This window comes from Aquiflexum lacus (genome assembly GCF_015476655.1).
GTDB classification, from domain to species: domain Bacteria; phylum Bacteroidota; class Bacteroidia; order Cytophagales; family Cyclobacteriaceae; genus Aquiflexum; species Aquiflexum lacus.
Genome location: NZ_JABFHF010000014.1, coordinates 115399 through 141175, shown reverse-complemented (window position 1 = coordinate 141175; position 25777 = coordinate 115399). Strand labels below are relative to the sequence as shown.

19 protein-coding genes are annotated in these 25777 nt (G+C 40.0%); 11 read left to right on the top strand and 8 right to left on the bottom strand.

The features are described 5' to 3' along the window. Position 1 precedes the first annotated feature (1 nt). A complete protein-coding gene (locus HMJ38_RS14130) occupies positions 2-2734 on the bottom strand; it encodes a DUF1553 domain-containing protein (RefSeq protein WP_194975058.1) in 2733 nt (910 codons plus the stop codon). Between the two features lie 621 nt (positions 2735-3355). Next, the gene (locus tag HMJ38_RS14125) at positions 3356-4303 is read right to left on the bottom strand and encodes an NAD-dependent epimerase/dehydratase family protein (protein WP_194975057.1); all 948 of its coding nucleotides are present in this window, start codon (positions 4301-4303) and stop codon (positions 3356-3358) included. 149 nt (positions 4304-4452) lie between these two features. Here HMJ38_RS14125 and kbl point away from each other — a divergent pair, with 149 nt between their 5' ends. Continuing rightward, complete coding sequence (kbl, locus tag HMJ38_RS14120) at positions 4453-5649, top strand: glycine C-acetyltransferase (RefSeq protein WP_194975056.1); 1197 nt, start codon at positions 4453-4455, stop codon at positions 5647-5649. 448 nt (positions 5650-6097) lie between these two features. Further along, positions 6098-7114: a hypothetical protein gene (locus tag HMJ38_RS14115; protein WP_194975055.1), complete on the top strand. Its 1017-nt coding sequence runs from the start codon at positions 6098-6100 to the stop codon at positions 7112-7114. A 216-nt stretch (positions 7115-7330) separates the two neighbouring features. On the opposite strand, the gene HMJ38_RS14110 is transcribed toward HMJ38_RS14115, so the two are convergent. Beyond that, on the bottom strand, positions 7331-7540 hold the full coding sequence (locus HMJ38_RS14110) for a hypothetical protein (protein WP_194975054.1): 210 nt from the start codon (positions 7538-7540) through the stop codon (positions 7331-7333). A gap of 35 nt (positions 7541-7575) precedes the next feature. Between HMJ38_RS14110 and HMJ38_RS14105 the strand changes: the two genes are divergently transcribed. Beyond that, positions 7576-7884 carry a nucleotidyltransferase family protein gene (locus HMJ38_RS14105; protein WP_194975053.1) on the top strand — a complete coding sequence of 103 codons (309 nt, stop codon included), beginning with the start codon at positions 7576-7578 and terminating at the stop codon, positions 7882-7884. A 98-nt stretch (positions 7885-7982) separates the two neighbouring features. On the opposite strand, the gene HMJ38_RS14100 is transcribed toward HMJ38_RS14105, so the two are convergent. Then, a complete protein-coding gene (locus HMJ38_RS14100) occupies positions 7983-9383 on the bottom strand; it encodes an amidohydrolase family protein (RefSeq protein WP_194975052.1) in 1401 nt (466 codons plus the stop codon). 390 nt (positions 9384-9773) lie between these two features. Next, positions 9774-11672 (bottom strand): NADP-dependent phosphogluconate dehydrogenase, encoded by a 1899-nt coding sequence (gndA, locus tag HMJ38_RS14095; RefSeq protein WP_194975051.1) that lies wholly within the window; start codon positions 11670-11672, stop codon positions 9774-9776. 51 nt (positions 11673-11723) lie between these two features. Here gndA and HMJ38_RS14090 point away from each other — a divergent pair, with 51 nt between their 5' ends. The 6 genes from HMJ38_RS14090 (at position 11724) to HMJ38_RS14065 (ending at position 20109) form a co-directional block, all read left to right on the top strand. Continuing rightward, a complete protein-coding gene (locus tag HMJ38_RS14090; RefSeq protein WP_194975050.1) occupies positions 11724-13181 on the top strand; it encodes a DUF294 nucleotidyltransferase-like domain-containing protein in 1458 nt (485 codons plus the stop codon). 266 nt (positions 13182-13447) lie between these two features. Beyond that, positions 13448-15775, top strand: a complete 2328-nt coding sequence (locus tag HMJ38_RS14085; protein ID WP_194975049.1) for a glucosamine-6-phosphate isomerase — start codon at positions 13448-13450, stop codon at positions 15773-15775. 87 nt (positions 15776-15862) lie between these two features. After that, positions 15863-16747, top strand: a complete 885-nt coding sequence (locus HMJ38_RS14080) for an ROK family protein (protein WP_194975048.1) — start codon at positions 15863-15865, stop codon at positions 16745-16747. Between the two features lie 103 nt (positions 16748-16850). Next, on the top strand, positions 16851-18218 hold the full coding sequence (locus tag HMJ38_RS14075; protein ID WP_194975047.1) for a cystathionine beta-synthase: 1368 nt from the start codon (positions 16851-16853) through the stop codon (positions 18216-18218). A gap of 103 nt (positions 18219-18321) precedes the next feature. Next, positions 18322-18951: a hypothetical protein gene (locus HMJ38_RS14070; RefSeq protein ID WP_194975046.1), complete on the top strand. Its 630-nt coding sequence runs from the start codon at positions 18322-18324 to the stop codon at positions 18949-18951. A gap of 72 nt (positions 18952-19023) precedes the next feature. After that, positions 19024-20109, top strand: coding sequence for an alkane 1-monooxygenase (locus tag HMJ38_RS14065; RefSeq protein ID WP_194975045.1), 1086 nt, complete (start codon positions 19024-19026; stop codon positions 20107-20109). Between the two features lie 4 nt (positions 20110-20113). Here HMJ38_RS14065 and HMJ38_RS14060 read toward each other — a convergent pair whose 3' ends face one another. The 3 genes from HMJ38_RS14060 to HMJ38_RS14050 are packed head-to-tail and all read right to left on the bottom strand — an operon-like array spanning position 20114 to position 22917. Further along, a complete protein-coding gene (locus HMJ38_RS14060) occupies positions 20114-21160 on the bottom strand; it encodes a vWA domain-containing protein (protein ID WP_194975044.1) in 1047 nt (348 codons plus the stop codon). Further along, positions 21147-22046 (bottom strand): hypothetical protein, encoded by a 900-nt coding sequence (locus tag HMJ38_RS14055; RefSeq protein WP_317174526.1) that lies wholly within the window; start codon positions 22044-22046, stop codon positions 21147-21149. Before HMJ38_RS14055 ends, HMJ38_RS14060 begins: the two co-directional genes overlap by 14 nt. Beyond that, a complete protein-coding gene (locus HMJ38_RS14050; protein WP_194975043.1) occupies positions 22039-22917 on the bottom strand; it encodes a DUF58 domain-containing protein in 879 nt (292 codons plus the stop codon). The genes HMJ38_RS14055 and HMJ38_RS14050 overlap by 8 nt, the downstream gene beginning before the upstream one ends. Positions 22918-23041: 124 nt before the next feature. Here HMJ38_RS14050 and HMJ38_RS14045 point away from each other — a divergent pair, with 124 nt between their 5' ends. After that, positions 23042-23380 (top strand): DUF4296 domain-containing protein, encoded by a 339-nt coding sequence (locus HMJ38_RS14045; protein ID WP_194975042.1) that lies wholly within the window; start codon positions 23042-23044, stop codon positions 23378-23380. Between the two features lie 8 nt (positions 23381-23388). After that, the gene (locus HMJ38_RS14040) at positions 23389-25776 is read left to right on the top strand and encodes an endonuclease MutS2 (RefSeq protein WP_194975041.1); all 2388 of its coding nucleotides are present in this window, start codon (positions 23389-23391) and stop codon (positions 25774-25776) included. The last annotated feature ends 1 nt before the right edge of the window (position 25777 follow it).

Here is a 25777-nt window from a genome sequence, read left to right as displayed (position 1 = left end):
GTCAGGGTTTGGTTAAGAATTCATCCAAGTTCAACAAAGCATTGGCTACTACGGTGAATGCAGCTAGTTCAGCACTTTTCTCATTCGTTTCATCTGGAATCAATTCAGCTATCAATTCCGGATTGTTCTGATATTCAGAAAGGGCATCTTTGTATAAAGAATGGAAAATCTCCATTTTATTTGGGCTGATAGGGGATACCATACATAATTCATATCCAAAAGCAATTGCCTTCAAAGGGTCATTGTTGGAATAACTTTTCATTTTTTGACCTAAATGGAATGCTGCTTCCAGAAAAACAGGATCGTTTAAAGTAACCAAGGCCTGCAAGGGTGTATTGGTCACAATTCTTTTGCTGACACAAACCTCCCTACTCCCTGCATCAAAGGTGATGAAGGATGGATATGGGCTAGTCCTTTTCAAAAAGGTATAGACTGCTCTTCTATGTTTATCTTCCCCTTCACTTAGCTTCCAGGATTCTCCATTGTAGACGGTTTCCCAGATTCCTTCAGGTTGAAAGGGCATTACAGGAGGGCCATACATTTTTTGGCTTAACAATCCTGAAACAAATAAAACTTGATCTCTGATCTGTTCTGAGCTCAATCTGATTCTCGGTCCCCTCGCATACCATTTGTTTTGTGGATCTTGTTGATAAAGCTCAGGAGATAAAATCGATTTTTGTCTGTAGGTCTTGGATAGTACAATGGTTTTGATCAGCTTTTTCATGCTCCAGTCCATTTCATGCATAAAATTATAGGATAAGAAATCCAACAATTCCGGATGGGAGGGAGCCTCTGATTGGGTGCCCATATCTTCAATGCTGCTGATCAATCCCCTTCCAAAAAGCTGATCCCAAATCCTGTTGACAAAAGTCCTGGAAGTTAGTGGATTTCCCGTATCAGTCAGCCAATAGGCTAGTCCCAAGCGGTTATCTGGCCAATCAGGATTCCATGCATTCAGAGCTTCGGGTGTTTTTGGTTTTACTTCCTCCCCATGAAGCAACCAATTTCCCCTTTCAAAAACATGGGTTTTTCTTTGCATAAAAGAAGGGTTTTCAATCATGATGGGAAGCGTAGGGACCTTGCTGTTCAGGACTGAATGAAAATGATCATTCATTTCTTTGTAGCCTTCTATTTCTTTTCCCGGCAGGCTGTTTACAAAAGCAAACCAAGTGATAGCACTGGTAGATTGTTGTGGGGATGCTTTTGGATTATCTGCTTCAATATAAAGATCAACTGGAGCTGTTAATTTTTTGAACGGAAAGGATTTAGTGACATTTGAAGTTTTCTCAATGGTAAATTGGCTTAGAATTTCTCCCTCGGGACCTCCATTTCTAATGCTTATTTTGGTTCCGTCCAAACCCGAATTGTAATGCATCAATAGTTGATCAGCACCTTGTGTGTCAACATTTCGCAAATAACAGGAGCCATCATGCCAAAGTCCCAACCATTTGGTGTCAATCAGTTCGCCGTTTACAAAGTCCTCGCAAAGGTGGGCATGGTATTTGGGTTCTCTGAAATTGAAAAAATCATGAAGTGCTTCAGCTTCCTTTTGGCTACCATTGGAATTTACCCAGCTTAAAATTGATGAGATCTTTTCAAGGTCTTCTCCTTCATAAAATCTCAACTTGGGTTCCTCATCATGGGTGTCTTCATCCCTGGTATTGTTAAAGAAAGCAGTCAACTGAAAGTATTCTTCATGCTTAAAAGGATCATAAGGATGACTATGGCATTGGACGCAGGCCATAGTTGTACTTTGCCAGACTTCAAAGGTAGTATTGACCCTATCCAACACAGCAGCGACCCGGAATTCCTCATCTTCGGTTCCACCTTCATCATTGTTCATTGTGTTTCGGTGAAAAGCAGTGGCAATCATCTGTTCCTGTGAGGGATTAGGTAAAAGGTCTCCTGCCAATTGCTCGATAGTAAATTCATCAAAGGGTTTATCCTCATTGAATGCCTTGATTACCCAATCCCGATATTTCCACATCGTCCGTGAAACATCCCTTTCATAACCTTTGGTATCAGCATACCTGGCCAAATCCAACCACCAAGAAGCCCATTTTTCTCCAAATGATGATGAATCCAAAAGTCTATCCACCAACTGTTCATAAGTAATTTTACCTGTCAACCAATCATTTTGCAAACCTTCAGTCGGCGGTAATCCGGTAATGTCCAAAGAAACCCTTCTCAGCAACTTTCTGGAATCTTCCTCCTCAGAAAATGTAAGCTTGTTTTCTTTTTGTTTTTCATGGATAAAAAAGTCTATACCCAGATAATTCTTTTTGGAATCCGAAAATCCGGCCTGTTGATTTGTCCAATTCACTTTGGGTTTTTGTACAGGAGTGTAGGCCCAATGCTTGCCCCATTTCGCTCCCTGTTTGATCCATTTGTGTAAGGTTTGGATTTCTTCATCTGTGAGTGATGCCCTGTGATAAGGCATCCTCAGTTCAGGATCTTCCTCATGCAGGCGTTTGATCAGTTCACTGTTTTTGGGATCTCCGGGAATAATGGCCGAGACACCTGATTTTGTAAGGGCAAGGGCTTCCTCTTCAAACAACACACTGAAGCCACCGTTTTTCTTGACTCCACCATGACAGGAAATACAGTTTTTATTCAAAATAGGCTTCACCTCCGTGCTGAAATCAACCTGCTCCGACTGCCTGAAAATCAGAATCCCGGCAATAAGCAGAACCATTGCAGCAGTCAATAAACCCGTTAATTTCCTTTTTGGCATGAACATATAGCTAAGCTGTTCAAATTAAATAATTTAGGATAAGGAAACAAGTGGGGAGGTACAAGGTAGGTTTTGGGAAGCACAAAAGGGACAAAAGGGAACAAAAGAATTAATTCAATTTTCCATCTTCGGTCTCAATTTATTATAAAACAGGTGAAACTACCAATGACAGATTTTGAAATTGATGGTTTAGAACTACAAATAGCATTGAAGACTAGAAAGAACCTTGCCTCGTCACCTCGACGTCAGGAGAGGTCTGCAGCCCGCCTTGATGTCATTCCCTTTCTGTAAATGCCAAATTTTAAAAACTACCAATGACAGAATTCTGATTTGCCCCTCGGCAAGCTCGGGGAACGGAGAATCTGGTTAATAAAGGTGGGGGTGGGAAAAGCGGCGGCGCCGCTTTTCCCACCCCCAACTCCCAACTAGACAACCCCGGTGGCCGATCCCGATAGCTATCGCGGACGAGGCCAAACAAAGGTGATCTTGATGTCATTACCTTTTCTGAACATTTTAATAATGTTGAAGACTCTGGATGACGTGTACTAAAGAATTCAATTATCCAATAAAATTATTCGTTTTAATCACCTAGGGTCACTATGAAAGAGTGGCTCTAGGTGATTAAAACGAATAAGAAGGCAAATGCTTCAAAATATCCCCTGTCATTTTTTCAAGGTCATAGGCATGTTTCCAACCCCAATGTTCCCTTGCTTTGGAATCATCAATGCTGTCCGGCCAGGAATCTGCAATGGCCTGTCTGAAATCCGGTTGGTAGCTAATCGTGAAATCAGGGTAATGGGTTTTGATGCTTTCGAAGATTTCTTTTGGGGAGAAAGTCATTGCCGAAAGGTTGTAACTGGATCTGATCAGTACTTTTTCTTTTGGGGCATGCATGAGGTCCAAAGTTGCTTTGATGGCATCGGGCATGTACATCATCGGGAGGTAAGTATCTTCGCTTAGAAAAGAAACAAAATGTTCTCCGGCAATGGCTTTATGGTAGATATCCACTGCATAGTCCGTTGTTCCTCCTCCTGGAAGGGATTTGTATCCGATCAGCCCGGGATATCTTAAACTTCTCACATCGACTCCGAACTTCTGAAAATAGTATTCACACCATCTTTCTCCGGCTTGTTTGGAAATGCCATAAACAGTATTTGGTTCTTTGACACAATATTGAGGCGTATTGACTTTTGGAGTGTTTGGACCAAAAACGGCGATGGAGGAGGGCCAATAGATTTTATCCAGTTTTTCTTCTTTGGCAAGTTCAAGGATAAAAAGTAGGCTCTCCATGTTGAGATGCCAGGCAAAAAGGGGATTCTTTTCTCCGGTAGCGGAAAGGACAGCGGCCAAGTGATAAATCTGCTTAACATTTTCCTCTTTCACGAGTTTTCTTACTGCATTCTTATCCATCACATCCAAAACTGAGGTTTTGCAAAAATCCAGTTTTTCAAGTGATTGGGGATTGATGTCGGTGGCAATGGTGTTGTCTCCTCCGTAAATATTTGCTAAAGCCTGCGTCAATTCCGAACCTAACTGTCCGGCTGCACCAATAATTAGAACTCTCTCCATATTTAAAATTACTATCGACAGGTCTTACAGGACCCTAGATGTTTTTGATTATATTTGGGACTGAATGGCGCAAAAATAGTGATTTCAATGAATGAATTTCACTTTATTTCCATGAGTGTTTTTTCTTTTACCATCAATATCCAAAAAAAATGTACGATACCTTAAAACCCAAATTAGAAAAAGAGTTAAAAGAAATTGTTGATGCAGGACTTTTCAAAAAGGAGCGTGTCATCACTTCTCCCCAATCTGCAGAGATTACAATTGCAGGAGGACAAAAAGTATTGAACTTCTGTGCCAATAATTACTTGGGACTTTCTTCACATCCAAAAGTCATCGAAGCAGCCAAAAATGCCATTGATTCCCATGGCTTTGGATTGTCCTCAGTGAGGTTTATATGTGGTACCCAGGATATCCATAAGGAATTGGAGGCCAAGATTTCCAAGTTTCTCGGCATGGAGGATACCATTTTATATGCAGCGGCTTTTGATGCCAATGGGGGAGTTTTCGAACCACTTTTTGGACCTGAGGATGCCATCATCTCGGATGCGCTGAACCATGCCTCCATCATCGATGGGGTCAGGTTGTGTAAGGCCATGAGGTTTCGCTATCAGCACAATGACATGGAAGACCTGGAAGCCCAATTGAAAGATGCGGTTGCCAAAGGCGCCCAACAAAAGGTCATTGTGACAGATGGTGTTTTTTCTATGGATGGTACCATTGCCCAATTGGATAAAATAGTGGCATTGGCCGAGAAATATGATGCCTTGGTAATGTCGGATGAATGTCATTCTACCGGATTTATGGGCAAGACAGGCAGGGGTGTTCATGAATATAGGAATGTGATGGGCAAGGTTGACATCATCACCGGAACTTTAGGGAAAGCTCTTGGAGGAGCATCAGGCGGATTTACTTCAGGTAAAAAAGAAATCATTGAACTGTTGAGACAAAGGTCGCGGCCTTACTTGTTTTCCAATACTTTGGCACCCTCCATCACAGGTGCGTCAATAGCAGTTTTTGACCTGCTATCAGAGACTACGGAACTTAGAGACAAGCTCGAAGAAAATACCAAATACTTCCGGGCAAAGATGACCGAAGCCGGATTTGATATCAAGCCGGGTGAACATGCCATTGTGCCGATTATGCTATACGATGCAGTCCTTTCCCAAAAAATGGCGGAGAAGTTACTCGAAAAAGGAATCTATGTGATCGGTTTCTATTTCCCTGTGGTACCTAAAGGTCAGGCAAGGATCCGTGTGCAGATTTCTGCTGGCCATGACAGACATCACCTCGATCAGGCGATTGAAGCTTTTGTGGAAGTTGGGAAGGAATTGGGAGTGGTGAAGTAAATTTGGATTTGAAAGTTTTGAATCAGATTATAAATAATAATCCCTTTGGAGGTGATCCAAAGGGATTTCTTTTAGTATCAAAATCAACACATTCTTTTAAAGCCCATGTCTTTGAATTCAACTCCCTAAGGGAAAAGTCTCAAATCATTCTTAAATCAACCGAATTCCAGCAAAAATATCCTAAACAGGGGATGGTATGGTAAAGAATATTTTGGGATATTGTGAGGGGTAATTCGAAAATATCCGCAACAGTTGCGCTATTTGTTTCATATTGAACACATAGAGCAATGGTTTCGTGAAGCAAACCGTTGGGCCACATTAAAAATTGAAAAAGGACTTAAACAGAAAGACGAGGGAAATTTATCATTATCTCCATTTCAAGAGTGACTATGAAAAGAAGTCAGATAGACTTTTTAATAGTTTACCTCTATTTTACCGAATAATGTATTTGGACCAACCTAATCCTTGGGTTAATGAAATCAATCGATTTGACTTTATCCGTTTAGCTACTGTATCAGCAAAGTTTAATGCCTATAAGCACATAAAAATTGCCGACTTTGAATACAAAAGAATTACTCCAGACTCAAAAAAGGACATTCTAGAAATTAAACTTGATGACTTTTTCCAGAGCAATATTTTAAGGCATAACAACGAAGAGTTCACCGTTCAGGAGTTTATTATGACTTTGGGTTACAATGGTGGAATTCATATGATTCCAGATAAAAATGTAGAAAAGGTTAATCTTCTTTACGAAGCTCTTTTTTTGGAACAACCCGATTTCTGCTTCGATATGACGATGTCAATTTCAAAAGTCCTTCTCGATATTTATGATGAACTGTATTGTCTTTCTGTAGGAGATAATAATGGTCATTCATCAAATGTCAACTATCAAGCTAAAATTGTTGACCAAGGTAAAATGCTAGACGGAATTTTTTTTGAGAGAGCGTATATGCAATTTCCCGTAAGAGCAAAAAAAGATAAAGGAATTCGTTTTTGCATTGAGATTAAGCTGACTGAAAATCCAAATAAGAATATCATTTTCTCCTATGGGCACAGAAAGAATGAAGGATTGGGCATTTCTATTTGGCAGCAAAAAACAAAACTTATTTCAAAAGTATCTTCAGCGGATTCGAGTAAGACTATCGTTGTTGACATAGAAGAAAAATTTGACGATTACTTTCTATTTGAGATAACTTGTTATCCAAGCGGAAAGTTAGTTTGTGCAATTGATGAGACCCTTAAAGCAACTGAAGAATTACCGACCGAAATTAATATCATTGACGGAAAAGTCATTCTGGGGTCAAACCTGAATGGTGATGAGTTTGGCAAATTCTTTGAGAAGTGTTTAGTCACACAATCAATAGACAAAACTAATAACACAAGAAACTTGGGAGTTTATGCGCTGAGAAAGATGAATATTATGAGTCAGAACATACCCTACAACATGATTAAAAGAAAAATATAAAAAAAACGTGCCCCAACAGCGTATATAACTTATGGCGGGGAAAGTGGTAAATTCAAGCTTTGTGCTTTTGAGTAAGTTTGGTCTAAGCCGACAAGAAAGTGCTCCGAAATCCGCCACAAGTCATATACGCGGAACGTTAGCAATTTGGTGTTTGCTGACAAATGCAAATAGAAATATTCATTCCTGATCGATGAATTAATTTGACTTTTCACCTCCTCAAATTCTTCTCCTCAACTCCCCCTGCAGCTTCTCTTTCGGTAACCATTTACCCCTGACCATCACTCCATTTACCTTCCTAAGATTGGAAAGGTTTTCCAATGGATTGCCTTCTACCAATACAAAATCTGCGGAAGCGCTTTTTTGGATGACGCCAAATTGGCCTTTCATTTCGAAGTATTTGGCGATAAGGGTCAATAAACATTGCATAGGTATTTTTCGAATTTTTATGCATCTTTGGAATTATGATAAAATTGATTCAAAATAAACTGGATGAAATAATAGCAGCGTGTAAGCAACATCACGTTGAGGCTATTTCCCTATTTGGATCAGCCGCAAAAAATGCCATGCATGAAGATAGCGATATCGATCTTCTTGTTGAGTTTTCTGATGATATTGATGTGTTGGAATATGCCGACAACTACTTTTCTTTGTTAGAACAGCTTGAGGATATTTTAAGTAGAAAAGTAGATCTTGTTTCTAGCAAGTCACTTAAGAACTCTGTTTTAAAAGAAGATGTTTATCAGTCAAAAATAGATTTATATGCAGCTTAAACTTCTCAAATACATTTTAGATATCGAAAGTGTTATTAATCCAAATCTAATCTCCTTCCACTCACTCAATTACCCCCACCCACATTATAATACCCCCCTCACCTCCTCAAATTCTTCTCCTCAATCCTCATCAATTCCCCCTGCAACTTCTCTTTCGGTAACCATTTACCCCTGACCATCACTCCATTTACCTTCCTAAGATTGGAAAGATTTTCCAAGGGATTGCCTTCCACCAATACAAAATCAGCAGAAGCACCTTTTTTGATGACCCCGAATTGACCTTGTTTCTCGAAGTACTTGGCGATGTTTAGGGAACCTGTTATCAGGATTTCATTTGGGGTCATGCCGGCTTCATGCATGGAGGAGATTTCATTGTGGATAGAAAAACCGGGAACATTGAAAACCTGTGGGGAGTCGGAACTCATGATGATGGGAACCCCACCGCGGTGCAAAGCCATCAGCATTTCTTTTCTGAATTCCAGGTAGGGTTTGACGTTTTCTTCTTTGAGGACACCTTGGTTTTCGAGGAGTTTTTTCTGATTGACCCACTGCTGTACCTGTATCCCGGGCATATATTTCATATCGGATTCCAGCCTGAATTCATCGGCAGGGATATAGCCAAAGAATCTTTCAAATAAGGTAAGTGTCGGTGCTATCCAAGCTTTCTTATCCAAAGTCAATTGGACCAAATAGGGAATCCTTGATATGTCTGCATCCTTGACAGCCATCATGCTGAACGGCCCTGCGACCTGTGGATCCAATTTGGACTTGTCGGTCACCAAAGCCTCAATGTATCCATCCATATGTTCCACCGAGCGATAGCCATTGTTCAGTGAATTGACCAAACCTACATCCAGGGAGATATGGCCACCGAACATGATGTCCTCTTCTTTGGCAGTGTTGGCGATGGCGAGGAATTTGGGCATGTCCAGACCGGGATGCAGTTTGAGATGGTCAAAACCTGCGGTTTTTTGTTCACGGACCATTTGGGCACCCATTTCAGGATTTTCCACAGAACCACCGTTTAATGATTGTCCTGCCGCAAAAATCCGAGGACCTGTGATTTCTCCCGAATCGATTTTCTTTTTGAGTTCCAAATGCGAATGATGGCCTATCATCCCTCTGACATTCAATATGCCATTGGCAAGGTATAGCCACATCACATCCTGTATATAGGAGAAATCATCCGTTTCCGTAGTGGGAATATGGGAGTGCATTTCTGCCAATCCCGCAAAGGCAAAGGATCCTTTGCCGTCAATTCTTTGGATGGATTTCTGGAGGTCTTTTGCTTTTGTCATGGGCATGATGGCCTCAATTTTATCCCCTTTGACATGGATCAGGTGGTCTTTTAGAATCTGATCGTTTTCTAGGTTGATGATATGGACATTCGTGACCACATATTCCTGCGCCAATACCTGACTAAATGAAAAACAAAAAATCCCAATGAAAAGGAGGGGTAGGTAAAGCTTATTGGTTATTTGCTTGTGAAAGGTGTTCATGGTATTTGGGTTTAAATTCAATGTATGATTATCCGTAAGGTGCATGTAAATGTTTTCTGGACAATAAATCAGTCTTTCCTACGGAACTTTTGCTTATGCGATCCCATCAAATCCCAGGGTTTAAACCATGGGCTATTACATCGGCCGCTCCTATGGAGCTAGTATTGAGGCTGCCCCCGCAAGCAACAACTCAATGTCATTCCACTTTATGAAAATGCCAATTTTGAGGACTCTAAATGAGGGGCGAAACTGCCTTCTTTACTTCCGAGTCATTTCCTGATTTTACTTGACACTTTTTTTCTTAAGACTCTTGAGTCCCTCGAGGTTTTAAAAACCTCAAAGGACACCCCTTCCCAACATCGGTCATCCGACATCGGTCATCGGACACAATCAATTTTTCCAATCCGAATGGTAATACCCGCCTGTCGGATCTTCCTTTCTTTGGAATGTATGTGCGCCGAAGAAGTCCCTTTGTGCTTGGATCAAGTTAGCTGAAGAGTCTGAAGTGATCCTACCAAACAGGTAATTGGCAGCAGCGGACATGACAGGCAAGGCATAGGCATGTTGCAGGCCCAATCCGATGATGTAAGCAAGGTCAAATCGGAGCTCTTTTACCTTGGTCTTGATGGCCTTGGTTTTTAGGAGCGAACTGTTTTCCTTGAACAATCCGGTCATATTTTCCATCAAGGAAGAACGGATAATGCAGCCATTGGTCCAGATCCTTGATATTTCACTGAAGTCAAGGTTCCAGTTTTCCTGTTCGGAAACCTGATGCATCAGGTTGAATCCAACCTCATGATTGATGATTCTGGTGAGGGTATAGGCATTTTTGAGCTTTTCCAAGAGGATAACCTTATCTTCTGCAAAGGCCCCGAATCTGTGGCTGTACAATCCGGCAAGTTCTTCCCGGTCTTCTTTTTGACTGGAAAGCAGGCGGGCTGTCACCGCTTCCGATAAAGGACTGTAGGGCACATGGTATTTCAAAGCCGTTGTCAGGGACCATCCTCCTGTACCTTTTTGTTCTGCTTTGTCCAATATCAGGTCAAGGAGAAAGTTTTTACCTTCTTTGACCGTCAATATTTCCACCGTAATGTCCAATAGGTAGCTTTTCAAACCTTCTGTTCCCCAGGATTTCATGATTTTGGAAATCTCGGGGTAGGATAATTTGAGTCCGTATTTCATCAAATGCACCGTTTCGGCCAAGACCTGCATCTCAGCATACTCAATGCTATTGTGTACCATTTTGATAAAATGGCCGGAGCCATCGGGGCCGATAAAACTGACACAGGCTTTTCCTGAAGCGTCTTTGGCGGCGATCTTCTTTAAATAGGGTGCAATGATATCATAGGCCTCCTTGTTTCCTCCCGGCATCATGGACGGTCCTTTTCGGGCCCCTTCCTCTCCACCGGAAACACCCATGGGTATATAGTGAAGCTCTTTTTCGCTAAGGGCTCTAAATCTCCTTGTGGAATCCTCAAAAAACGAATTTCCTCCATCGATGATGATATCACCTTTTTCCAACATGGGTTCAAGTTGTTGTATCTGTTGGTCTATTACCGCCCCTGCCGGGATCATCAACAATATTTTTCTAGGTTTGGCCAGAGATCCAATAAAAGCCTCAAGATTATCAAATCCTTTGAGTAAGGGGAATTCCTGATTGGTGGTGGCAAAAGTGCTTGCGATTTTTTCTTCCTTTCCGGGCACATGTCTGTTATAGACAGCGGTAGGAATGCCGTTTTCTGCAAGGTTCAGGGCAAGACTTTTGCCCATTACACCCATTCCGATAACTCCAAAATGTGATTCGCATGCATTTATTTCATCGAGTTGCATAACTTCTTCCAGCAAGGTTTCGGGTGTTTTGGAGACATCTAGGTGCATCCCATACTCCGGTTCTTCCCATGTTTCCAGTTGGGAATCCAAAAGTCCCGGCTTCATATAATGACCTTCTCTGTTGTTCATTCTTTCGTGGAGCAATTCTTTGCTACCTTTAAGGTGGAGCCAGATTATTTTGGGGACAACTTGTAGTGTTTCCCGGTAATTTTCACGAAGTGCGGAACAGGCAAGGATGCCTCCACCGGAATTTTCCCATTGCAACATACTGTCAGCAAGATGCTCCAGCCAAGGAAGTCTGTCCTGATCTGTAAGTGGGATTCCCATGCTCATCTTTTGGATATTGGCCGGGGGATGAAAATCATCTGCATCGAAAAAAGGCAGCCTGAGTTTTTTGGCTAAAAGGGAACCTAAAGTAGTCTTTCCGCTTCCCGAAACTCCTGTAACAATAATTATCATAGCCGAATTTAGTAAAATTAATTATTTTCACCATGATAAGTGAAAGACCACATGATAGCTACCAACGAATTCATTACAGATCGTTTTTATTCCAAGAAAGTTGGGGATCTTCATTTTAGAAATTTGAGGGTTTTCTCACCGGATACGCCTATTTTTCAAGTTGCCCAAAACATGGCAAAGGAGAAAGTATCTATTTTCTTTATAGCACATTCCGAAAAGGAAATTTTGGGATTTGTCACTGACATCACACTCAGGGATAAAGTAGTGGCTAATCAACTTCCATATAGTACTCGGGTCGGAGACATTATGGATAAAAATATCATTTATATCCAAAAGGATGCATTTTTATATGAGGCATTGTTGATGATGTTTCAGACCAAAACAAGATACCTGCTAGTGAGGGATCAAGGGCAATACGTGGGTTGGATCAGTAGAAACAAAATCCTTTCAGAACAGTCCCAAGGGCCGTTTATTTTTATTCAAGCTGTCAGGCAGGCCATGGACAAAGATGAATTAAAGGAAAAATGGGCTATGGTGCCCGGAATCATCCATCAACTTGTGGGGAAAGGGCTGAAAGCACAGATCATCAATCAGATCATTACAGCGGTCACGGATACCATTTCTTTGAGGATCATCGAAAATACGATCAGGCAAATAGGCCCGCCTCCGGCCAAGTTTGTTTTTTTTGTTTTGGGCAGTGAAGGCCGAGCCGAACAGACGCTCAAAACCGATCAGGACAATGCCATCATTTATGAGGACAAGGCAAATGAACATCGGGAAATGGTAAGGGAATATTTCTTGGATTTTGCAGAAAGGGTTTCGGCAGATCTCGACCATGTTGGCATTGTATTCTGCACCGGTGGTTTTATGGCCAAAAACCCGAAATGGACCCACTCTCTTTCCCATTGGAAAAGGAACTATGAAGCTTGGATAAAGGAGTCTACCCAAGAGACAGTGATGAAATACTCCACTTTCTTTGATTGCAGAGCTATTTACGGGGAGTTTAGCTTGTTGGAAGAATTAAAGGTGTTTATGGATCAACAATTGGTTAATCCACCGGAACGCTTTTTTATGAATATGGGTGCCAATGCCCTTTTGTATGAAGCACCACTGACCTTTTTCAAAAATATCAGAACCTTTAAGATTGATGGGGAAAAGCATTTCAATATCAAAAAAGCCATGACACCCTTTGTGGATTTGGCAAGACTATTTGCACTGAAGCACAGGATATTTGAAACAAACACTGGAAACAGAATAGAGGCTTTGCGGAAAAGCGGGGTTTTTTCTGACAATGAAGCCATGGAAATGTACCATGCGTATTATTACCTGATGACTTTGAGGTTGGAAAAGCAATCGCTACAGATGATGGAAAAAGGAGAGGAACCCAAGAATTTTGTAAGCATTGGCCAACTGACCAAAGTACAAATGGCAACTTTGGTAGAAATATTTAAGGTGATCAAAGAATTTCAGTTGAAAATTAAAATAGAATTCACTAAGAATATATTTTAGTGAATAGAAAATATCTTTTTTAAATTTTTTATAAAAGTCTATGATTTAAAACAAAAGTTTTTTTATTTTGTAAAAAAAATAAACCATAAACTCTTTTAATTTCATGTTTGGATATAGGGAATAATAAGTGGTTTTGCAATAGTTTTATTTTATTAAAAATCAATATTACCAAATTATTACCCGAGTTTACTAATTAAATATATTTGTTTTGGTATCAATTTTGACCCAAAACATCCAGCATTGTAAATAAACAAAAACTCAAAAATATGCTTAGCAAATATCCACTTTCCGAAGTAGAAAAAGCATTCCTCAAAGAATCAGGTGTCGAAAAAATCAGCACATTGATTCCGTATCTGACAGTTGATAACTTCCCTAAATTGGGATTGATTACCGCATGTAGATTTTTGGAATGGGCTTCTGAAAACCCAAATGGAGTCATCAGTTTACCTACGGGAAAAACCCCTGAGTATTTTATCAAATGGACCCAATTTCTTTTAGAAAATTGGGATAGCAAGAAAGGGAAAGATGTAAGGGAAAAATATGGTCTTGTTTCTGCGAAAAAGCCTGTTTTAAAAGATCTGACGTTTGTACAGATAGATGAGTTTTATCCGATATCTTCCAAGCAGAAGAATAGTTTTTTTGACTATGTGAATAAATTTTACATTGAAGGATTTGGTCTTAGCAAAGAAAAAGCGATTTTGATCAACTCTGATGAGATTCCTTTAGCAGAAGGAAAACATTTCAAAGAGGTGTTTCCTGATTTGAAAGTAGATCTGTCCTTGAGATTCAGGGAACCTACTAACAGTATGGAGAAAATTCAACAAAAATCCATCTACATGATCGATCATTGGTGTGGTCAATATGAGCAAAAGATCAGAGATGCCGGAGGTATTGGGTTTTTCTTGGGAGGAATTGGTCCTGATGGTCATATTGCCTTTAATACGAGGGGTTCTCATCTGTTTTCCACCACAAGACTGACAGATACTAATTTTGAAACCCAAGCAGTAGCAGCGGGTGATCTGGGAGGAATAGAAGTATCTTCCAATAGATTGGTCATTACCATTGGCTTGGAAACCATCGTGCACAATCCCGATGCAGTCGGTATCATCATTGCCGCAGGTGAAGCCAAAGCGCAGATTGTCAAAGATTCTTTGGAAACACCGCTTGACAATGTATATCCCGCAACTGTTTTACAAAAATTGAAAAATGGTCGCTTTTATCTTACCAAAGGAGCAGCTGTGAGGTTGACAGATTCTGTAGATGCTTACTACAGGCAGGGCGAATGGACTTGGGAAAAAACAGAAAGGTCAGTACTTGAATTGTGTAAAAAACTCAAGAAATACGGGCATAGACTTAAAATTGAAGACCTCAGGGCGGATAAATATACTTCAATGATTCCAGGTTTGTCGGAAGACACTGTCAATCAAGTAGTGGCAAGTGCTGTAGAAAAAATCAATAGAGGTACCACACAAGAAAAGAACGAGGTATTGTTGCATACAGGTCCGCATCATGATGACATCTCATTGGGAATTTTGCCGCATATCAATAATCAGCTTCAGGAAAACAGTAATGAGGCCCATTTTTCGGTGTTGACTTCCGGATTTACTGCAGTGACCAATACATTTGTGATTGACACTTTGCTGCTCACCAAAAAGCTGTTGGATGAAGGAGAAATTCAGATGGTCCATTATGAAGATTTCTTTGAAGTAGGATACAAATTGAAAACGGATAAGGATGTTTATCATTTTTTGACCAATGTCGCTTCAGAGAATCCTGAACAAAGAATGCGGGGACTGTGCCATAGGGTAGTCAGGGCAGTGGTGGATGTTTTCGATGTCAAATCGAAGCAAAAGCTCAGAGAAACGATTAATGACGTCATCAGTATTTTGAAAAATTCCTATGACGGAGAAAAGAACCCTTCCAAAATCCAAAAACTTAAAGGAATGATTAGAGAGTTTGAGGAAGAGTTAGTCTGGGCACACTTTGGAGTTCAGGTGAAAAACGTCCATCATTTGAGATTGGGTTTTTATACCGGTGATATTTTTACCGAGCAGCCTGATAAAAAACGAGATGTGGTTCCAATTGTGGAAATGTTTAAGAAAATTAACCCAACAAAAATAAGCTTGACACTGGATCCTGAAGGCTCAGGTCCGGACACACACTACAAAGTACTTCAGGCTACCGCAGAGGCGGTGCGGCAATGGGGAGAGGAGAAAGATCTCAGCGAATTGAGGATAATCGGTTATAGAAATGTTTGGTTTAAATTTGAGCCGCATGAAGCCAATGTAATTGTCCCGGTTTCTTTGGGAGATATGTCCGTGATGGAAGATTCTTTTGCAAATTGCTACCTGAGTCAGGTGAATGCATCTTTCCCTAGTTATAGTCACAATGGCAAATTCAGTACCGTTGCCAAAAGAACTTGGGTAGGACAATTGAATGACATCCAACTGCTATTGGGTAAGAATTACTTCTATCAGCATGAAACTTCAAAAGTCAGGTCAAGTCATGGATTGATCTTTTTCAAGGACATGAACGTTGAGGAATTTCTTGCCCATGCCAGAGAACTGGAAAAATCTATTGAAGGAATGTTATAAATTACGCTCCCAAACCAGCACAGGGAAAAAGGAGAATGATTTTTCATTCTTCTTTTTCCGTTGAAAAGCCTTTTAAAACCTGTTTTTATGCTAAAAACCGAAAAACCTATTCTTGGATTGGATATTGGAGGTACCAATATCAAGGCTGGTGTACTTGTTGGATCAGATCTTTTAGATATCAGAACAATATCCACCCCTTCCCATGAGAGTCAGGAATCAATTCTGGAAACCATTGCAGACCTGATTTCTTCTTACCTTCACCATGATTTTTTTGCCATAGGAATAGGTATACCCGGTTTGATTGATACGGACAACGGCGTAGTTCTTAATTTAGAAAATATACCCTCTTTTAGGAGAGTACATTTGCGGGAGTTTTTGGAAGCTAGATTTGCCAAACCGGTTTATATCAACAACGACGCAAATTGTTTTGCTTTGGGTGAATATAAATTTGGAGCTGCCCAAGTGTATCAACATGTAGTCGGCATTACATTGGGAACAGGACTTGGTGCAGGAATTATTGTCAATGGCCATTTGTACTGTGGATTTAATTGTGCAGCGGGTGAATGGTGTTCGGCCCCTTATCTTGACCAGGACTTTGAGTTTTATTGCAGCAGTAAATTTTTTCATTCTAAATATCATGCTAAGGCTAAATCTTTATCAAAAAAAGCCGCTCAGGGAGATAAAATTGCATTGAAAGCGTATGAGGAATATGGGTATCACTTGGGAGAATTGATCAAAAATATCCTTTATACTCTGGCTCCCCAGGCTATTGTACTGGGAGGATCAATCAGAAAGGCTTATCCTTTTTTTAAAGACAGCATGGAGGCAAATATTGCGACTTTCAAATACCCCTCGGTCAGTGCAAATCTCAAAATTCTAATTTCGGACCTGGACGAAACTGCCATTCATGGTGCCGTTGCGCTGGTAGATGAATATGCTGTCCCGGTAGATACTGTCAGCAATCCAAGCTAATCCATTTATTCATCCAATTCAAAATATTATTTGGATAGGGCTGTGAATTTCCCAACAGGTATAAAAATATTCGTAACTTTCGGGTCAATAGAACCCGAATATTATGATATATAATTCCATTATCGAGACCATAGGAAATACGCCTATGATTAGACTCAATAAATTAAACAAAGGCATAAAAGGAGAAATTCTCGTAAAAGTTGAATATTTCAATCCTGGCAACTCTATGAAAGACCGTATGGCCATCAAGATGGTGGAAGATGCTGAAGAGTCAGGGATGCTAAAACCTGGAGGTACCATCATTGAGGGGACAAGTGGAAATACAGGGATGGGCCTGGCTTTGGCGGCTATTGCTAAAGGTTATAAGTGTATTTTTACCATGGCAGATAAGCAATCCAAAGAAAAAATAGATATCCTCAAAGCAGTTGGTGCTGAGGTAATTGTTTGTCCCACCAATGTTTCACCCGAGGATCCAAGATCTTATTATTCCGTAGCCAGAAAACTTAACAACGATATTCCCAATTCCTTTTATCCCAATCAGTACGATAACCTTTCCAATTCATTGGCCCATTATGAAACTACCGGACCTGAAATCTGGAGAGATACGGAAGGAATAATCACCCATTATGCCGCAGGAGTGGGGACGGGAGGTTCGATGTGCGGTACAGCCAAATACCTAAAAGAACAAAATCCCGATATTATCACAGTAGGAATTGATACCTATGGATCGGTATTTAAAAAATACAAAGAAACAGGCGTGTTTGATGAAAATGAAGTATATCCATACCTGACTGAAGGAATTGGGGAAGATATATTGCCTAAGAATGTTGACTTTTCTGTGATCGATCATTTCATAAAAGTGACGGATAAAGATGCTGCAGTGATGACAAGAAGGTTATCTAAAGAAGAAGGCTTATTTGTGGGTTGGTCATGTGGGTCAGCTGTTCACGGCGCATTGGAATATGCTAAGGAAAATCTTAAAGAAGGGGACAGGATGGTGATTATTCTTCCTGACCATGGTACCCGCTACCTCGGTAAGATTTACAATGATGATTGGATGAGAAATCACGGCTTCTTAGAAGACAAAACTTTCGGAACAGCAAGAGATATCATTTCTTCTCGAAATGGAAGCTATCAACTGCTGGTTTCCAAAAAAACGGATAGCGTAAAAGATACCATCAACCTGATGAACAGCAAAAGTGTTTCGCAGATCCCTGTGATGGAAGATGGGCATGTGGTCGGAAGCATCACAGACAGCAAACTCCTTTCAAAAATCATCGAAAACCCCGAATTGAAAGATGCTGCAGTAGCAGATGTAATGGAAGACCCCATGAAGTTTGTAGCTTTGGATAGTACATTGGATGTATTATCTTCTATGCTTGACACTGCGAAAGCAGTCCTTGTCAGAGATGATAACCATCAGGTGCATATTGTGACGAAGCATGATATTTTGGAGGCGATGACGAAGTGAGTCTGATATTGTAAAATTGTAAGATTTTAAAATTAAAAATTGATTAGCAATAACGGCAAGGATATTTTCCTTGCCTTTATTCTGTAAAACAACAGATTAACCCATGAGTAAAGAGAAATTGGCATCGTTAAGGGAAAGTGGATACGACTTTGATATCCAAGAGATCTTTATCCGGGCATGGCAGATGTATTTGAAAGAACCCTTGCAAAGTTCAGCTTTTGTGATGTTCATTTTTTCCTTACAACTTCTCGCATTTTTGTACCTCAAAGATTTCGCATTTCTGCAAAGTATTTTTCTTTCACCACCTCTGTATTCTGGTTTTTACCTTGTAGCCAATAAGCTATCCTTAAAGCAAAAGGTTGTTTACCCTGATTTCTTTAAAGGGTTCAATTTCTACATGCCCATTTTCGCCATCTGGTTGATAGGACAAGTCCTTACCGCTTTTGGATTGGTTCTCTTTGTAATACCGGGGGTATACCTTGCTGTGGCCTATAGTTTCTCTGTATTGATGGCAATATTTGGAGGCTTTGATTTTTGGACTGCCATGGAAGAAAGCAGGAAGTTGATCACAGCACGATGGCTTAAATTCTTTCTGTTTACTTTGGTCATCATCGTGATCAATGTTTTAGGTCTATTGACCTTTGGTTTAGGATTATTGGTGAGTGTACCGATTAGCTTCTATGCTACCTATATTCTTTTTGAGGACCTTACGAAGGATATTTTTGCAGAGTGAAATCAAGTAACTTCAAAATGATGATTTGAATCGGTTGTTTCTTTTTTCATCCTGATTATCTATCTTGATGGCATGAAGCATTTGAAAAAAATCGGGTTTTATTCAGCCTTTATTCTCCCCATTTTGTTGGTGGTAGGATTTTTCTTGGGCGGGTGGAACCTGTTGATCATACATGCTTTTGTTTTTATCCTAGTGCCGGTCATGGATTACCTGATCAAAACCGATAAATCAAATGTTCCTGAAAGTGAGATTTCAGCAGTGGCGAAAAAGAGGTTTTATAGATTGGTTACATTCATTTGGGTGTATGTGCAATTAGGGATTTTGGTTTGGGGGTTTTCGGTTATTTCTTCCACCGCACTCTCCATTCTGGAATGGCATGCATTCAGCACAGGGATGGCTTTGGTCACAGGAGGGGTGGGGATTACAGTAGCACATGAATTGGGTCATAAGCCAGAAAAATTGGAACAGTTTTATTCCAAGGTGCTCTTGATGACAGTATGCTACATGCATTTTTTTATTGAACATAATCGGGGACATCATGTAAGAGTGGCGACACCACAAGACCCTGCTACGAGTAGGTTCGGGGAAACATTCTATAACTTTTGGTGGAGGTCTGTGAAGGATGGTTTTATCAGTGCGCTTCATTTGGAAAATGAAAGATTGCAGAAAAAAGGTATTCCTTTTTGGTCTGTTCAAAATCAAATGATTCAATTTGTATTTACTCCAATAATTTTTGTCGGATCGTTTACCCTCATGTTTTCCTTGATTCAAAGCAGGTTTGTTTGGGAGATTCCAATCTTCTTTTTTGTGCAGAGTTTTTTTGCTTTCAGCCTTTTGGAATTGGTCAATTATATCGAGCATTATGGGATGGTCAGAAAACTTTTACCAAATGGCCGATATGAGAAAGTTACACCTTTACATTCCTGGAATGCCAGCCATATGGTCAGCAATTTCCTTTTGTTTCAGCTACAGCGACATTCGGACCACCATGCTTTTGCCTACAAGCGCTATCAAATTCTTAACCATTATGACGAAAGTCCCCAATTGCCCCAAGGATATTCTGCCATGATCATCTTGGCCTTATTTCCCGCATTGTGGTTTAGGGTAATGGATAGAAGGTTGGAGGAATGGAAGAAGAGGACTTGGGTGGAGGGCTGAGTTTTTAATCCAACAAGAAATTATTAAAGAATGTACTTTTCAGTCCAAGCCAAATCAAGAACAGCATAATCCCCCAAAATAGGTAGACCCTGTAATAATCAACAGTTTCTTTGTAGCGGGATTCAATGATCTCAGCTTTTTCCATTTCGTCAATCTGATCAAAAATCTGCTGAAGGGCATTGTCATCAGAGGCTCTGAAAAATCTTCCTTCACCGATCCTTGCGATTTCCCTTAAAGTGGTCTCGTCAAGATAACTTTCGATCATCTGTGGTCTCCCAAAGAAATCCACGCCATAAGGCACCATACCATCCTTTCCTACAGCAATGGTATAAATCTTGATTTCCATGGCCGAGGCCAATTGTGCTGCATACAATGGGTCTACATTTCCGGCGTTGTTTTCTCCGTCACTGAGTAGAATCATGACTTTGCTTTTTGAGTCTGACTCCCTAATCCTGTTCGTGCCTGATGCAAGCGCACTTCCAATAGCAGTTCCTTTGGCATCCATCATATTGAAAGAAATGTCTTTGATCAGGTCAGTCAATAGGGGATAATCGTTGGTCAGTGGGGCTAAAGAATATGCTTCTCCTGAAAAAATCACTACGCCAATCCTATCACCAAATCGTCCGTTGATAAAGTCTATGGCAGTTCCCTTTGCAGATTCCAGTCTGTTGGGTTTGAAGTCTTGGAGGTCCATGGATTCTGAAATATCCATCACCAGCATAATGTCTATACCCTCGGTGTACTGCTCTACCCGTTCATTTGTTTTTTGTGGTCTTGCGAGGGCAATGATCATTAACCATACCGCAAAAATAAAAAATAGCCCAGGTATCAACCTGAGATATGTCCAAGGATTGTTTTGCGACACGGAACCGGGCAGCGAAAGTTCAAGAACAGGATTTTTCAGAAACTTGATAAATTTCCTCAATAGCATAATCAATGGAGCAATCCATATCAGATGCAGTGCCCAAAGGTTTTCCCATTCAAAAGATCTAAATGTATCGGGCAGATACCAATACCAGGAAAAAAAATCTGAGATATTATTTGGGTTCATCTTGTGCTGTTATCTTTTTCTTGAAGGAATCTGTACAGATTTCCTTTAGATTGTTGCAGGTTGCCAATATATCTTTCCCTTCTTTTCCAGCATAAATCACCATTTCTATCGACCTGAAATCTTTGATGATTTCTTTGTTGTCCAGAAAATCAGAAATTTCGGTCGTCGTCCATTCCCTAAAAGGTTTGTTTTTTAGGTGTTCCATATAAGCCTTCCATAAGCCCAGAAGTTCATCTGCTTGGTCCATATCGGGATTTGACGTAAATGCAACCTCTGCATTTTGCCATCTTTTAACAAATCTTTTGTATTTCTGTTTCTCAAGCCAAATATTCCATTGGCGTTTGATTTTAGCTCCAAAAAAGAAAAGCAATACCAGAACCAAAATTGCTAACACCGCCAATATGGCCCCTAAAATGAAGATATTGAATTCGGTAGGAATAGGTTGGTAGACGTTGTTATCCTGAAAACTCAATTCTTGTGGAATCTGATCTATAGTTAGTTTTAGGGCAAGTTCAGCCTCCAAAGGCCGATGTATCAAACTGTCATACCTAAAAATCTCATATACAGGCAAAGAGAGTTTTGCTACAGGATCCAATGAAAAGTTCGATATATAATAAACGGCGCTATCCAAAGTGATTTCATCCTGAGTGGTGGAGATATAAGTTTTTTTCTCCAGAAGGACAAATGGGGAGAAATTGAAAGTAGAATCGGGGAAAATGACATTGACACCCTCTTTATATTTTGCCTTAAGCACATAAGCAACCCTCTCACCCAACTTGGCGGAGTCTTGCTGAAAATAACCTTCTACCTCAATGTCCTGGGCAATGAGGGGGAAAGTAGAAAGGTAAAAAGAGAATAGAATAAATAAGAATTTGACCTTATCCACGTTTCATTGATCGGTTACGTTTTTTGAATAATTCTACCAGAGGCAAAACAATATCGTCTTTTGTGCTGACCCCCAGATAATTGATTTGGTTTTTTTTACAGATATTTTTTAGATGATCCCGCTCATTGGTAAAGGTATCGGAAATTTTCTTTGAAAAGCTTCCAAAGGCTGTGTTTACCCAAGTTGTTTTCCCCTGTTCCTTATCATATACGGGAATGATACCCAAAGAGGGTAATGCCGATTCTCTTGGATCTGTGACCTGTACGGCCACTAGGTCATGTTTATCAGCTAAAGCTTTGAAAGGTCGCTCATAGCCTTCATCAATAAAATCGGATATAACAATAATGATGCTCCGTTTTTTGATGAGGTTCAGTGCAAAATTGAACATCTCTTTTAGGTTCGTTTTCAGGGATTTATTTTCATGATTGAAGATCCCTTGAATGATTTTGACTCCTTGCTTAGGACCCTTTCCCGGAAGTATAATTTTTTCTTTTTGGTCCGAATAGGATATCAAGCCTACCTGACTGCCCTCAAATATTGCCGCCAAAGTCAATACTCCGGCAATTTCTTTACTGCTATCAATTTTTTTACTGCCCAATTCACCAATATCCTGTGAACCGCTGATGTCCAACAAGAAGTATACTGATTGATCTTTGTCCTCACGAAAGGTTTTTACGAATGTACCATGACCTTTTGCGGACACTTTCCATTCTATGGTCCTGACGTCATCCCCGTACTGATAGGGCCTCAAATCATCAAATTCAAGTCCTGCTCCTTTGAAAATGGACTGGTAATCCCCCTGAAGTTGATTGTTGACAACCTTCCGGATTTTGATTTCATACCTACGCAGCTTCTTTAAAATCTGATTCATACTTGTAATTTCAAAGGCCTAAATTAAGGCTCTCATTTGAATTAAAAAATGATATGTGATAATAGAAATGAGGTATAGATGTTAAATCTTCTTGTTGATTGGAGGAATTGATTAATTTTGAATTGTGAAAAACTTAATCATTGTTCTATTGTCGACTTTTATTCTTCAATCCTGTAGTAAAAACAGGCTTCCCGAAGGGATTCTGAGCGAAGATAAAATGGTTGAGGTATTGGTTGATATCCACTTGGCAGAGGGTCTAGTCAGTACTTTTCCTATTCATTATGATTCCTCCCGATTATTGTATCCTTATTTTGAAATGGAAGTTTTTAAAAAACATAGTGTTCCAGATTCTGTTTTCAAAAAGAGTCTCGAATACTACATGCGTGACGTCAAAACTATGGACAGGATGTATGCTAGAACCATCGACTCCCTGCATGTAATAGAAAAAGCCATTAATGAGTAATTGCAAAGATGCTTTATCCAAAGAATTTAGAAGAGAAAATTAATTTTACCAAAATCAGAGAACTTCTCAAAGAAGCATGCTCAGGTCCTTTGGGTATAGATTTCGTCAATAAAATGAGTTTTTCCAAAGATCCTAATTTAATTGGGAAGCTTTTGGACCAAACCGATGAATTCAAAAAAATCATTGAATCGGGAGAGCTTTTTCCTTCTTCCAATTTCACCAATATTTATCCCTATCTCGAAAAGGTTAAAATTGAGGGTACTTTTCTTTATGAAGATGAATTCCATGAAATCAGGTTGTCACTTTTCACACTGAGCAGGTGTATAGATTTTTTTGGAGAGCATGAAGAGGAATATCCTAATTTATTCCAGCTTCTGGGCTTGGTCAATTTGGATAATACCATCTTGAGGGAAATCGAGCGGATCATAGATGAAAAAGGAAAAATCCGAAATAATGCTTCTCAAGAACTTTCCCTAATACGTTCCCAGATTCTTTACGAGGAAAACAGGTTGAGAAAAGTGTTGGATAGAATATTCAGGGAAGCAAAAGCAAAAGGGCTTACCCCTGAGGATGCCTCAGTCACCATCCGCGGAGGAAGAATGGTCATACCTGTTCTGGCAGAAAATAAGCGGAAGATAAAAGGCTTTATCCATGATGAATCGGCAACAGGTCAGACAGTCTTTTTGGAGCCGGCAGAGGTTCTTGATATCAATAATGAACTCAAAGACCTTGAGTACATGGAACGTCGGGAAATCCAGAAAATCCTAACCAAACTTACTGACAAACTGAGACCGGCTATTCCGGAACTGAAAAGGGCGTATCATTTTTTGGGTATGGTAGATTTTATAAGGGCAAAGGCAAAATTTGCCATCAAGACCAAATCCATCAAGCCAACATTGGTGAAAACAAAACAAATGGATTGGCACAATGCCAGACATCCGCTTTTGGAAGCAGCATTGGCACATGCAGGTAAAAAGATTGTACCACTCGATTTACAGTTGGATCATAATAGAAGGCTCTTGGTCATATCAGGTCCTAATGCAGGAGGAAAATCAGTGACTTTGAAAACTGTAGCCATGGTTCAATACATGTTGCAGTGCGGGCTTTTGGTTCCTTTGGAAAACCACTCTGTCTGTACCTTGTTTGATAATTTTTTCATTGATATAGGGGATGAGCAAAATATAGAAAATGATCTGAGTACCTATAGTTCCCATTTGATGAGTATGAAGTACTTTACCCAATTTGCGGACAAAAAAACCATTCTTTTTATAGATGAATTCGGTACAGGAACTGAACCTCAGTTTGGAGGTGCCATTGCAGAAGGGATTTTATTGGCCTTGAATAATCTGGGTGCTTATGGAGTCATTACCACCCATTATGGTAATCTGAAACAGGTTTCTGCCAAAAACCAGGGATTGGTCAATGGTGCAATGCGCTATGATGTGGATAAATTGGAACCTTTATACCAACTTGATATTGGAAAGCCAGGGAGTTCGTTTGCTTTGGAAATTGCTTCTAAAATCGGTATTTCGAAAGACATCATTGGCTATGCCAAAGATCAGATAGGTGAAGAGCGGGTGAGGTATGATAAGATGCTCAACAAGCTCGAAAACCAAGTCAGAAAATATGAGCAGTCAATTCAGGAAAGCCAAAAGAAAGAAAGGCTTTTGGATCAAAGAATGAAAGAATATACCCAACTTAAAGAAACCATTGATCTGAATAAAAAGAAATACCTTCAGGAGGCCAAAGCAGAAGCGCAAGCACTTTTGGCTGGAGTCAATAAAAAAATTGAAACGACCATTCGTACCATAAAAGAAAGTAAGGCAGATAAAGAAGTAGCCAAACAAGTAAGGACAGAAATAGAAGAACTGAAGTTAGAGGTCAAACCTGAAAAGAAAATCGTCCACGATGCGGTGATCAAAGTGATCGGAGGAGAGATAGAAATTGGGGATTTTGTCAGGGTAAAAGATAATGGTGCGGTAGGTGAGGTTTTGGCTGTCCGGAAAAAGGAAGTTGAAGTCAGTATTGGAGAACTCAAATCAACTGTAAAACTCAATAGACTGGAAAAAATCTCCAATACAGAAATGAAAAAGGAGAAAAAATCATATTCCAAAAGAATAGGTTTTGATACCAATGCCAAAATGATGGATTTTTCTCCGAATCTGGATATCCGAGGTAAAAGGGGGGAGGAGATTCTTCCTGTTGTTCAGAGCTTTGTGGATGATGGCTACATGCTAGGATTAAAAGACCTTAGAATAGTCCATGGCAAAGGAAATGGGATCCTAAGAGACCTTACTAGGAACTTATTGAGAGGAATGTCTCAAGTAAATAAGGTTGAAGACGAACATGCAGACAGGGGTGGTGCAGGCGTTACCTTAATTACTTTAAAAAGTTAAT

What these genes read in the sequence shown, in the direction of transcription:
- HMJ38_RS14050 (WP_194975043.1), bottom strand. Translation starts at nt 22,917, where the DNA reads ATGAATCAGATTTTAAAGAAGCTGCGTAGGTATGAAATCAAAATCCGG.
- HMJ38_RS14090 (WP_194975050.1), top strand. Translation starts at nt 11,724, where the DNA reads ATGATAGCTACCAACGAATTCATTACAGATCGTTTTTATTCCAAGAAA.
- HMJ38_RS14100 (WP_194975052.1), bottom strand. Translation starts at nt 9,383, where the DNA reads ATGAACACCTTTCACAAGCAAATAACCAATAAGCTTTACCTACCCCTC.
- HMJ38_RS14130 (WP_194975058.1), bottom strand. Translation starts at nt 2,734, where the DNA reads ATGCCAAAAAGGAAATTAACGGGTTTATTGACTGCTGCAATGGTTCTG.
- HMJ38_RS14070 (WP_194975046.1), top strand. Translation starts at nt 18,322, where the DNA reads ATGAGTAAAGAGAAATTGGCATCGTTAAGGGAAAGTGGATACGACTTT.
- HMJ38_RS14085 (WP_194975049.1), top strand. Translation starts at nt 13,448, where the DNA reads ATGCTTAGCAAATATCCACTTTCCGAAGTAGAAAAAGCATTCCTCAAA.
- kbl (WP_194975056.1), top strand. Translation starts at nt 4,453, where the DNA reads ATGTACGATACCTTAAAACCCAAATTAGAAAAAGAGTTAAAAGAAATT.
- gndA (WP_194975051.1), bottom strand. Translation starts at nt 11,672, where the DNA reads ATGATAATTATTGTTACAGGAGTTTCGGGAAGCGGAAAGACTACTTTA.
- HMJ38_RS14075 (WP_194975047.1), top strand. Translation starts at nt 16,851, where the DNA reads ATGATATATAATTCCATTATCGAGACCATAGGAAATACGCCTATGATT.
- HMJ38_RS14110 (WP_194975054.1), bottom strand. Translation starts at nt 7,540, where the DNA reads ATGCAATGTTTATTGACCCTTATCGCCAAATACTTCGAAATGAAAGGC.
- HMJ38_RS14080 (WP_194975048.1), top strand. Translation starts at nt 15,863, where the DNA reads ATGCTAAAAACCGAAAAACCTATTCTTGGATTGGATATTGGAGGTACC.
- HMJ38_RS14125 (WP_194975057.1), bottom strand. Translation starts at nt 4,303, where the DNA reads ATGGAGAGAGTTCTAATTATTGGTGCAGCCGGACAGTTAGGTTCGGAA.
- HMJ38_RS14105 (WP_194975053.1), top strand. Translation starts at nt 7,576, where the DNA reads ATGATAAAATTGATTCAAAATAAACTGGATGAAATAATAGCAGCGTGT.
- HMJ38_RS14065 (WP_194975045.1), top strand. Translation starts at nt 19,024, where the DNA reads ATGAAGCATTTGAAAAAAATCGGGTTTTATTCAGCCTTTATTCTCCCC.
- HMJ38_RS14040 (WP_194975041.1), top strand. Translation starts at nt 23,389, where the DNA reads ATGCTTTATCCAAAGAATTTAGAAGAGAAAATTAATTTTACCAAAATC.
- HMJ38_RS14060 (WP_194975044.1), bottom strand. Translation starts at nt 21,160, where the DNA reads ATGAACCCAAATAATATCTCAGATTTTTTTTCCTGGTATTGGTATCTG.